Below are 8303 nucleotides of genomic sequence, written 5' to 3' on the forward strand. Positions count from 1 at the left end.
GCGCAGGCCGGCGCGAGCGCCACCAAGGCCGCCGCCGACGAGGCGGCGCAGGCCGTCGCCAAGGCGCAGACCGAAGCACGCGAGAAGGCCGCTGCCGAATCCAAGGCCCGCGCCGACGAGGAAGCCGCGAAGGCGCGCGACCTGCAGGAACGCCGCCGCAAGGCCGAGGCCGAAGCGGCCGCGATCCGCGTGATGATGAACACGCCCAAGAAGGTTCTGATCGCCAAGAAGGAAGAGCCCAAGCCTGTCGTCAAGCCGCCCGAGGCCCCCAAGCCGGGCGTCAAGGGCACGCTGCACAAGCCGCCGGCGACCGCGCGTCCCGGTGGCCCGGCCGCGCCCGCCCCGGCTGCGCCCGGCGGCAACAAGGAAGTCAAATCGGCCAAGCTGTCGTCCAGCTGGGCGAACGACTCGGCCAAGAAGAAGGAAATCAAGACCCGCGGCGATTCGTCCGGCGGCGTCGGCCGCAACGCCTGGCGTGGCGGACCGCGCGGCGGCGGTGGCCGCAAGGACCACCGCGGCGGCGACCATCGCGGCGATTCGCAGATGGCGGCGCAGGCGGAGCAGCGCATTCTTGAAGTCCACGTGCCCGAGACCATCACGGTGTCGGACCTGGCGCACAAGATGGCGATCAAGGCTTCCGAGGTCATCAAGGTGCTGATGAAGATGGGCCAGCTGGTCACCATCAACCAGTCGCTGGACCAGGACACGGCCATGATCCTCGTCGAGGAAATGGGCCACAAGGCCGTGCCCGCGGCGCTGGACGATCCGGAAGCGTTCGCCGAAGAGGAAACCGGCGTCGACCAGGCCAACGCGGTTGCGCGCGCGCCGGTGGTCACCGTCATGGGCCACGTCGACCACGGCAAGACCTCGCTGCTGGACTACATCCGCCGCGCCAAGGTGGCCTCGGGCGAGGCCGGCGGCATCACGCAGCATATCGGCGCCTACCACGTCGAAACGCCGCGCGGCATGATCACCTTCCTGGACACCCCGGGCCACGAGGCGTTCACCGCCATGCGTGCCCGCGGCGCCAAGGCGACGGACATCGTGATCCTGGTGGTGGCGGCCGACGACGGCGTCATGCCGCAGACCCGCGAAGCGGTGAAGCACGCCAAGGCGGCGGGCGTTCCGATCGTGGTCGCGGTCAACAAGATCGACAAGCCCGATGCCAACGCCGAGCGCGTCAAGCAGGAGCTGGTGACCGAGGAAGTCGTGCCCGAGGAATACGGCGGCGACGCGCCCTTCGTGAGCGTGTCCGCGCGCACCGGCCAGGGCGTCGACGACCTGCTGGAGCAGGTGCTGCTGCAGGCCGAAGTGCTGGAACTCAAGTCGCCGGTGGAAGCGCCGGCGAAGGGTTTGGTGATCGAGGCGCAGCTGGACAAGGGCCGCGGCCCGGTCGCGACCATCCTGGTCCAGCAGGGCACCCTCAAGACCGGCGACGTGGTGCTGGCAGGCCAGACCTATGGCCGCGTGCGCGCCATGCTGGACGAGAACGGCCGCCCGGTGAAGACGGCGGGTCCCTCCATTCCGGTGGAGATCCAGGGCCTGTCCGAAGTGCCGCAGGCGGGCGACGAGTTCATGGTGCTGACCGACGAGCGCCGCGCGCGCGAAATCGCCACCTACCGCGCGGGCAAGTACCGCACGACCAAGCTGTCCAAGCAGCAGGCCGCCAAGCTGGAGAACATGTTCGAAACCATGACGGCCGGGGAGGTCAAGAGCCTGCCCATCATCGTCAAGGCCGACGTGCAGGGTTCCCAGGAGGCGCTGGCGCAGTCGCTGCTGAAGCTGTCCACCCCGGAGATCAAGGTGCAGCTGGTGTATGCGGCGGTGGGCGGCATCTCCGAGTCGGACGTCAACCTGGCCATCGCCTCCAAGGCGGTGATCATCGGCTTCAACGTGCGTGCCGACTCTGGCGCGCGCAAGCTCGCCGAGAACAACAGCGTGGACCTGCGCTACTACAACATCATCTACGACGCGGTCGATGAGTTGAAGGCGGCCATGTCGGGCATGCTGACGCCGGAAAAGCGCGAAGAGACCATCGGCAACGCCGAGATCCGCCAGGTGTTCCGCGTCAGCAAGATCGGCGCGATCGCAGGCTGCATGGTCACCGCGGGCGTGGTGCGGCGTACCGCGCGGTTGCGCCTGCTGCGCAACAACGTGGTGGTGTTCACCGGCGAACTCGAATCGCTCAAGCGCTTCAAGGACGATGCACGCGAGGTCAAGGAAGGCTTCGAGTGCGGCCTGAACATCAAGGGCTACAACGACATCGAAGTGGGCGACCAGCTCGAGTTCTTCGAGATCCGGGAAATCGCCCGCACGCTGTAAGCACACCATGCCCGCACGCAAGCAGTCCAAGCCGAACCGCGCCTACCAGATCGCCGACCAGATCCAACGTGATCTGGCCGAGCTGATCCGGGAGGTGAAGGATCCGCGGCTGGGGATGATCACCATCAATTCGGTGGAGATCACCCCTGACTACGCGCATGCCAAGGTGTTCTTCAGCGTGCTGGTGGGAACGCCCGACGAGTGCGGCGAGGCGCTGAACCATGCCGCGGGCTTCCTGCGCAACGGCCTGTTCAAGCGCCTGCACATCCACACCGTGCCGACCTTGCATTTCCAGTTCGACCGCACCACCGAGCGCGCGGCCGACATGAACGCCCTGATCGCCAAGGCGGTCTCCTCGCGCGCAAAAGAGGAGTAGGCATGAACGCGCCACGCACAAGGGTGCAGCGGCGCCCTGTGCATGGGGTGTTGCTGCTGGACAAACCGCTGGGCCTTTCGAGCAACGACGCGTTGCAGAAAGCCAAATGGCTGCTGCGCGCCGAAAAAGCCGGCCACACAGGCACGCTGGACCCTATGGCCACCGGCGTGCTGCCGCTGTGCTTCGGCGCCGCCACCAAATTCAGCCAGCTGCACCTGGACGCGGACAAAAGCTACGAAGCAACGGCGCGGTTGGGTGTGCGCACCTCCACCGCCGATGCCGAAGGCGAGGTGATCCAGGAGCGGCCGGTGCCGGCGTTCGACGCGGAGACGCTCGCCAACGTGCAGGCGCGCTTCACCGGCGCGATCTCGCAGTTGCCGCCCATGCACAGCGCGCTCAAGAAGGACGGCAAGGCCCTGTACGAATACGCCCGCGCCGGCCAGGAAGTGGAGCGCGCAACGCGCAACGTCACCGTGCATGCGCTGCGGCTGGACCTGATCGCGTCCGACCTGCTGGAGATCGTGGCGACGGTCAGCAAGGGCACCTACATCCGCACGCTCGGCGAAGACATCGGCGAGGCCCTGGGCTGCGGCGCGCATCTGGCGTCGCTGCGGCGCACCGCCACCGGCCCGTTCGACCTGTCGCGCTGCGTGACGCTGCAAGCGCTCGAAGCCATGGAGCCGGCGGAGCGCGAAGCCTGCCTGCTGCCGGTGGAGTCGCTGCTGGCCGATCACACGCGCGTCATGCTTGGCGCGGAAGATGCCGCACGCTTCCTGAGCGGCCTGCGGCGCCGCGGCACTTGGGCCGACCACCCGCACATCACCGTGTTCGGGCCAGAACCCGTTCGCCCTGAGCCTGTCGAAGGGCACGCGCAGGCTTCGACAGGCTCAGCCCGAACGGTATCTGGAGCGGGAACGATCCTGCTCGGCACGGCGCATGCAAAGGCCGGCGAACTCATTCCGGGGCGGCTGCTGAGCCCCATCGATATTCAGCAAATCATGGCTTCGCGCCAGCAAGCCGCAATCGTATGACCCAACAAATCCGAAACATCGCCATCATCGCGCACGTCGACCATGGCAAGACCACCCTCGTGGACCAGCTGCTGCGCCAAAGCGGCACCTTCCGCGTCAACGAGAAGGTGGCCGAACGCGTGATGGACAGCAATGACCTGGAGCGCGAGCGCGGCATCACCATCCTGGCCAAGAACTGCGCCGTGAGCTGGAAGGGCACGCACATCAACATCGTCGACACGCCCGGCCACGCCGACTTCGGCGGCGAGGTGGAGCGCGCGCTGTCCATGGTGGACGGCGTCGTGCTGCTGATCGACGCGGTGGAAGGCCCGATGCCGCAGACCCGCTTCGTCACCAGGAAGGCGCTGGCCCTCGGCCTGAAGCCGATCGTGGTGGTGAACAAGGTGGACCGGCCCGGTTCGCGGCCCGACTACGTGATCAACGCCGCATTCGACCTGTTCGACAAGCTGGGCGCCACCGAGGACCAACTGGACTTCCCGGTGGTCTACGCCTCCGGCCTGAACGGCTGGGCGTCGCTGGAAGAGGGCACTGCCGGCGAGCAGTGGGGCAAGGACCTGGCGCCGCTGTTCGACACGGTGCTCACGCACGTGCCGGCGCACCAGGGCGACCCGGCCGCGCCGCTGCAGCTGCAGATCTCCAGCATGGACTACTCCACCTACCTGGGCCGCATCGGCGTGGGCCGCATCAACCAGGGAACGCTGAAAAGCCCGCACGACGTGGTGATGATGGCCGGCCCTGACGGCCCAACGGTGCGCTGCCGCATCAACAACGTGATGACCTTCGAAGGCCTGGAGCGCCATCAGCTGCAACCCGGCGAAGAGGCCTATCCGGGTCACATCGTGCTGGTGTCCGGCATCGAGGACATCGCCCTGGGCGTGACCATCACCGATCCGCTGGCGCCGAACCCGCTGCCGATGCTGAAGGTGGACGAGCCGACGCTGACCATGAACTTCCAGGTCAACACCTCGCCGCTGGCGGGCCGCGAAGGCAAGTTCATCACCAGCCGCCAGGTGCGCGACCGGCTCGACCGCGAGCTGCAGTCCAACATGGCGCTGCGCGTGAAGGACACCGACGAGGACGGCGTGTACGAAGTGTCCGGCCGCGGCGAGCTGCACCTGACCATCCTGCTGGAGAACATGCGCCGCGAAGGCTACGAGCTGGCCGTCTCCAAGCCGCGCGTGGTGTTCAAGGAAGCGGGCGGCGAGCGCCTGGAGCCGATCGAGCTGCTCACGGTGGACATCGAGGAAGGCCACCAGGGCGGCGTGATGCAGGCACTGGGCGAGCGCAAGGGCGACCTGGTCAACATGGAGCCGGACGGCCGCGGCCGCGTGCGCCTGGAATACCGCATCCCTGCGCGCGGGCTGATCGGCTTCCAGAACGAATTCCTGAACCTGACGCGCGGCACCGGCCTGGCGTCCAACATCTTCGACGGCTACGAGGGCTACAAGGGCGAGATCGCCAGCCGCAAGAACGGCGTGCTGATCTCCATGGACGATGGCGAGATCGTGACCTACGCGCTGGGCAAGCTGGACGACCGCGGCCGCATGTTCGTGAAGGCTGGCGACCCGGTATACGAAGGCATGATCGTGGGCATCCACAGCCGCGACAACGACCTGGTGGTGAACGCCGTGCGCGCCAAGCAGCTCACCAACTTCCGCGTTTCCGGCAAGGAAGACGCGATCAAGGTCACGCCACCGATCCAGCTGACGCTGGAGTACGCGGTGGAATTCATCGAGGACGACGAGCTGGTGGAGATCACGCCCAAGTCGATCCGCCTGCGCAAGCGCTACCTGAAGGAACACGAGCGCAAGCGCGCCATGCGCGAAGCCGCATAAAAAGAAGAAGCGACCCGCGACCAACGTGAAGCCGACGCACAACCAAGCCGTCTTCCTGATGATCCTGGTGACCGCGATGTGGTCCATCGCGGGCGTGGTCACGCGCCACCTGGAGCAGGCACGCAGCTTCGAGATCACCTTCTGGCGCAGCCTGTTCACCATGGGCTCGCTGCTGGTGATCCTGCCGTTCTTCCAGGGCCGCGAGGTGTTCGCCAAGATCCGCCGCGGTGGCCCGTCGCTGTGGGTCTCCGGCGTGTGCTGGAGCGTGATGTTCACCGCCTTCATGGTGGCGCTCACGCTGACCAGCGTGGCCAACGTGCTGGTCACGCTGTCGCTCGGGCCCTTCTTCACCGCGCTGCTGGCGCGCGTGTTCATCGGCCACCGCATCCCGGCGCGCACCTGGGGCGCCATCGCGGTGGCGGGCGCGGGCATCGGCTACATGTACGGCACGCAGATGTCGGGCGGGCAGTTCGGCGGCATCCTGGTTGCCCTGTGCGTGCCGGTGGCCGCCGCCATCAACTGGACGGTGTCGCAGCGCGCGCATGCGCGCGGCGAGAACATCGACCTGCTGCCGGCGCTGCTGATCGGCGCGGTCATTTCCGTGCTGGCCACCTTGCCGCTGGCGCTGCCGCTGCAGGCCACGCCGCACGACCTTGGCTGGCTGGCGGTGCTGGGGCTGGTGCAACTGGCCATTCCCTGCGCGTTGGCGGTGATCTGTGCGCGCGTGCTGCAGGCCCCGGAAATTTCATTGCTGGCCTTGCTGGAGGTGATCTTCGGCATCCTGCTGGCGTGGGTGGGCGCGGGCGAGGCGCCGGGCGCCCCGGTGCTGGTCGGCGGCGCGCTGGTGATCGGCGCGCTGGCAACCAATGAATGGATCGGATGGAGACACCGGGTATGAGCGATGTGATCTGCGAAGTCCACGGCGGCGCGGGCTTGATGAGCCTGAACCGCCCCAAGGCGCTGAACGCGCTGTCGCTGGGCATGCTGCGCGAACTTACCGGCGCGCTGCTGCGCTGGCAGGGCGACGACCGCGTGCGCGCGGTGGCGCTGCGCGGGCACGGCAAGGAAGGGCCCTTCGGCGCCTTCTGCGCGGGGGGCGACATCCGCTTCTTCCACCAGGCGGCGCTCGCCGGCGACCCGCGGCTGGAAGATTTCTTCACCGAAGAATACGCGCTGAACCACCTGGTGCACCGCTATCCGAAGCCGTACGTCGCTTTCCTCGACGGCATCGTCATGGGCGGCGGCATGGGCATCAGCGGGCACGGTGGCGCCAACAGCCTGCGCATCGCCACCGAGCGCACGAAGATGGCCATGCCCGAAACCAACATCGGCCTGTTCCCCGACGTGGGGGGCGGCTGGTTCCTGGCGCGCTGCCCGGGGCACATGGGCGAGTATCTGGCGCTCACCGGCCAGATGTTCGGCGCGGCCGACGCGGTCGTGCTCGGCCTCGTGGACGGCCATGTCGCTTCGTCGCAGCTGCCCGCGCTGTGGGACGCGCTGGCAGCTGACGGCGTGGATGCGGTGCGCGCCAAGCTGTCTACCGACACCGCGGGTGCGCAGTTCGCGCCGCGCCGTGCCGACATCGACAGGTTCTTCGGCCTGGCGGACATTGCGGCGATCGTCGATGCGCTCGAAGCCGACGGGTCCGCCTGGGCCGCGGACACGGCGGCCGTGCTGCGCAAGCGCTCGCCGCTGATGCTGCACGTGACGCTGCGGCAGGTGCGCGCCGCGCGCGGCATGTCGCTGGCCGACGACCTGCGCATGGAGCGCGACCTGATGCGGCACTGCTTCCAGCTGCGCCCGGGTGCGGCGAGCGAGACGGTGGAGGGCATCCGCGCGCTGGCCGTGGACAAGGACCACGCGCCACGCTGGAATCCGGCCCGCATCGAGGACGTCACGCCGGACATCGTCGACGCATTCTTCGCCAGCCCGTGGCCCGCGTGGGCGCATCCCTTGCGCCCCCTGGTTTAGCGGCACGAGAAGCTGTCAGGAACGATAGCTCATCCTTGACGGAGGTGGGCGCGGCGGCCCCGCAACGCAGGCAAATTGCGTATGCTTGCGCCTGTGAAAGGAGCCCAGATGTCGCCTGCCGCACCGGCCTCCGGACCGACGCGCTACACCCGCATTGCCGGCCCCGGCGTGGACATGCCGGTGGGCGAAGTGATAAAGAACGTCGCCAGGTACGCGGACCTGCAGTGCGACCCCAACGCCTTCGTCGACCGCGCGGACCCTTCCAGGCGCCTGCCGATCAGGTGGCCGATTTCTCCCGGCCACCGCGCGGCGCCGGCGGGCATCGCCACCCCGCACAGCTTCCACATGAGTTTTCTCGAAACGCGGGCGGGCAGCTCGCCGGTGGTGCACACGCATGCCTACCGCGAGGTCTTCATGCCCGTTCGCGGCAACTACCGCATCTACTTCAACAAGGACAGCGCGCACTGGGTGGAGCTCGGCCCGCTGGACACCTTCTCGGTGCCGCCGATGCTGTGGCGCCGTGTCGAGCAGCTGGGCGCGCCCGGCGAGGAGGGACTGCTGATGGTGATCTACGACAACGTGGACGATCCCAACAGCGGCATCTTCGTGCCGCAGGAAGTGATCGACGCCGACCGCGCGCGCGGCCACGACCCGTATGCGGCACCGGGCTGATCCGATGCGGCGGCGTTCCTTTCTCGCCGGCGCGGCGGTCTCGCTCGCGGCGCCCGCGGTGCTGGCCCAGGCCTGGCCCGCGCGTCCGATCCGGGT

The 8303-nt window shown here is 68.1% G+C and carries 7 protein-coding genes; all 7 read left to right on the top strand.

The window, feature by feature from the left end; translation table 11 throughout:
- The coding region (gene infB, locus H0U68_RS06555) for a translation initiation factor IF-2 (protein WP_296353831.1) at window positions 1–2322 on the top strand (2322 nt) is incomplete at its 5' end.
- A gap of 7 nt (window positions 2323–2329) precedes the next feature.
- On the top strand, window positions 2330–2698 hold the full coding sequence (gene rbfA / locus H0U68_RS06560; protein ID WP_296353832.1) for a 30S ribosome-binding factor RbfA: 369 nt from the start codon (window positions 2330–2332) through the stop codon (window positions 2696–2698).
- A 2-nt stretch (window positions 2699–2700) separates the two neighbouring features.
- Complete coding sequence (truB, locus tag H0U68_RS06565) at window positions 2701–3729, top strand: tRNA pseudouridine(55) synthase TruB (protein WP_296353834.1); 1029 nt, start codon at window positions 2701–2703, stop codon at window positions 3727–3729.
- On the top strand, window positions 3726–5564 hold the full coding sequence (typA, locus tag H0U68_RS06570; RefSeq protein ID WP_296353837.1) for a translational GTPase TypA: 1839 nt from the start codon (window positions 3726–3728) through the stop codon (window positions 5562–5564). Before truB ends, typA begins: the two co-directional genes overlap by 4 nt.
- Window positions 5565–5589: 25 nt before the next feature.
- The gene (locus tag H0U68_RS06575) at window positions 5590–6462 is read left to right on the top strand and encodes a DMT family transporter (RefSeq protein ID WP_365730910.1); all 873 of its coding nucleotides are present in this window, start codon (window positions 5590–5592) and stop codon (window positions 6460–6462) included.
- A complete protein-coding gene (locus tag H0U68_RS06580; protein WP_296353840.1) occupies window positions 6459–7535 on the top strand; it encodes an enoyl-CoA hydratase/isomerase family protein in 1077 nt (358 codons plus the stop codon). Before H0U68_RS06575 ends, H0U68_RS06580 begins: the two co-directional genes overlap by 4 nt.
- Window positions 7536–7643: 108 nt before the next feature.
- On the top strand, window positions 7644–8207 hold the full coding sequence (locus H0U68_RS06585) for a hypothetical protein (protein WP_296353843.1): 564 nt from the start codon (window positions 7644–7646) through the stop codon (window positions 8205–8207).
- Window positions 8208–8303 lie beyond the last annotated feature (96 nt).

Source organism: Ramlibacter sp. (assembly GCF_013697775.1).
Classification (GTDB): Bacteria; Pseudomonadota; Gammaproteobacteria; order Burkholderiales; family Burkholderiaceae_C; genus Ramlibacter.